Origin of the sequence: Pseudomonas sp. JDS28PS106, assembly GCF_036706555.1 — a bacterium.
Lineage (GTDB): Bacteria > Pseudomonadota > Gammaproteobacteria > Pseudomonadales > Pseudomonadaceae > Aquipseudomonas.
The window spans coordinates 1-2273 of sequence record NZ_JBAJGT010000027.1 but is presented as its reverse complement, the minus strand read 5'-3'; the positions used below and the strand labels follow the sequence as shown (position 1 = coordinate 2273).

3 protein-coding genes are annotated in these 2273 nt (G+C 55.8%); 2 read left to right on the top strand and 1 reads right to left on the bottom strand.

Going from position 1 to position 2273, the window contains the following annotated elements:
- Nucleotides 1-427, top strand: a 427-nt coding sequence (locus tag TRP66_RS23385) for a hypothetical protein (RefSeq protein WP_333407941.1), incomplete at its 5' end; no start/stop codon positions are given.
- Nucleotides 424-1290 carry a replication initiation factor domain-containing protein gene (locus tag TRP66_RS23380; protein WP_333407939.1) on the top strand — a complete coding sequence of 289 codons (867 nt, stop codon included), beginning with the start codon at nt 424-426 and terminating at the stop codon, nt 1288-1290. The genes TRP66_RS23385 and TRP66_RS23380, both read left to right, overlap by 4 nt.
- A 233-nt stretch (nt 1291-1523) precedes the next feature.
- On the opposite strand, the gene TRP66_RS23375 is transcribed toward TRP66_RS23380, so the two are convergent.
- Nucleotides 1524-1832 carry a hypothetical protein gene (locus TRP66_RS23375; RefSeq protein WP_333407937.1) on the bottom strand — a complete coding sequence of 103 codons (309 nt, stop codon included), beginning with the start codon at nt 1830-1832 and terminating at the stop codon, nt 1524-1526.
- Nucleotides 1833-2273 lie beyond the last annotated feature (441 nt).

Sequence of the window (2273 nt, the reverse complement as noted above, 5' to 3'; positions counted from 1 at the left end):
CATGCCCACCCTCAAGCCGCGCGTTCAGGTGACTCTTGAGCCTGCTACGCATGAAGTGATCGAGCGCTTTGCAGCCCTCCAGAAGCGCACCAGAGGCGCGGTAATCGCTGAGCTGCTCGATTCCATTGCCCCACCGCTTGCGCGCACTGTTGCGCTGTTAGAGGCCGCACAAGAGGCACCTAAAACGGTCAAGGATCGTCTTCGTTCTGTTGCTGACGACTTGCATGTAGAACTTGTCTCTCTCACTGGTCAGGCTCAGGGCGCTTTGGGTCAATTGAACTCGATTGTGGATGGCATTCCGGACGGCGCTGACGACGCCTCAACCCCCGTCTCTGTAACACGGGGGTCAGGTACTGACACACCTCATCCTCGCAAGCGTCAAAAACGTTCCTCCGAAGGCTCTAAACCGGGGGTTTCAGAGGGATGACCCGTTTCGACTGGTATCAAGCAACTGTTTACGTGCCAGAGCCCCATTCCGGGGGTCTTCTTCAGCACCTTATGAGTGCTTGGGAACTGGTCGATTTTGCCCCTGATCGTGGCATGCACGGTTACCTCCATGGAGCGAAAATCGCTCGCGGTGATCGCAAGCTTTGCACTCTTTGGTGGGGTGGTAATCCCGGGGTTAACGTAACTTCCTCGTCTGAGGATGCTCCTGTTCTTGCCGAAGCTCTTCGAAGCTGCGGTTTGCCTTACGGTGTTACTCGCGCTGATGCGTGTGCCGATTGGGTTGAAGAAGGGTGCTTCGAGTCCCTTTCCGGCCACCTGATTAAATTCGCGCAGGACAATGGCATCAGTATCAACCAGCAAGGCGACTGGATACGGGGTCAGGCCCGGACTCTGTACCTTGGCTCCCCTCAGTCGCCGGTCAGAATTTGCCTGTATGAGAAGGGTTACGAACAGCGCGCCAAAGTTGGCGGCAATGCCCCTCTCGATTGGACTCGACTGGAGGTTCGCGTAAAGCCGAAAGGGCCTCATCGCATCGCTGCATCGTCCTGGGATTCCACTCAGTTTTTTGCCGCGGGATGGGTTGCTGATGCTCTGGCCGTTCTCGGCTGGGATCAGCTTAAAAAGCGCTCTGTAGGCACTGTTTGGCGTCCTGATGACACTGAGCGCGCTCGTCTTGCTCTTGTCCGTCAATACGGTGCTGTCATGTCTCAGTGGGCTGCGGATGTTGGTTCGTGGGAGGCTCTAGGGCCTGCGATTCAAGCCGCTATGGCTGAGGCCGAAAAGAATTCCCAGATGGGGAATAAGTCGCTGGCAACTAGGGCTGCAACCCTAGTCACCAGCTAATCAAAGTGATCTGCAAGGAGATACACCATGACTCAACAGCATTCTATCGTGCCTGTGCGTTGGATTGACGAACTTCACACCCTTAACGCTGCTCTCGAGGCTTATCACGAGATCATGAACGCTTGGGCGCAACAGGCGTTGAACGGTGAGATTCAAGGCGACCGATCTACCTTTATTCCGGGCCTTAATCTTATGTTTCAGCCAATTCTCGACGGCTATCGAGACATTCACTCTCAGATCCAATCCGCCCAGGAATTGGGCCTGAAAGCTACCATCACCGCTGAGGCTACATAGTGTCCCGTCGAATCAAACCAAGTGATCTTAGGATCAGGCACCAGTGCGAGAATTGCGGCCACTGGATCACCGCTCATGCCACTGTCTGGGGTGAGCCATATGCGCTTATCAAGGTCGGTTTCTGCGGTCATTGTCAGCACAGTTACTTTGGTGTCGATGGTATGGGTGAGAACGCTGCTCCAGCTGTTTTGCAGCTCGTCAGCCATCTGCTCAAGTCGTTCCCCGGCGTTCAACAGCAAGTAGTCCATTGATGTAAACCGCGTTTGGGTGCTTGGCGAGGGCTCGCAGCCAGGCACCATAACGCGGTCATTTCCCCGCGAATCAACCATCCCATTCAACGGCAATCGACAGGGTAGGGCTTGTGCTCCCACCAAGCCTCGATCGGGCGCCGTGCCGGCTGTCCTCACTCCATTCCCGTTACGTAATGAAAACGTCCATTCCCTGCTAATCCCGGCGCGGTGATCGAGCGTGGCCGACAAGCGTAGCGCGTCAGTGTTCACCTATTGACGAAGTGTCCACCTTTGGGCCACACTTCAGCCATAAGTGTCCACCGGAGTTTTTCCATGCCCACCCTCAAGCCGCGCGTTCAGGTGACTCTTGAGCCTGCTACGCATGAAGTGATCGAGCGCTTTGCAGCCCTCCAGAAGCGCACCAGAGGCGCGGTAATCGCTGAGCTGCTCGATTCCATT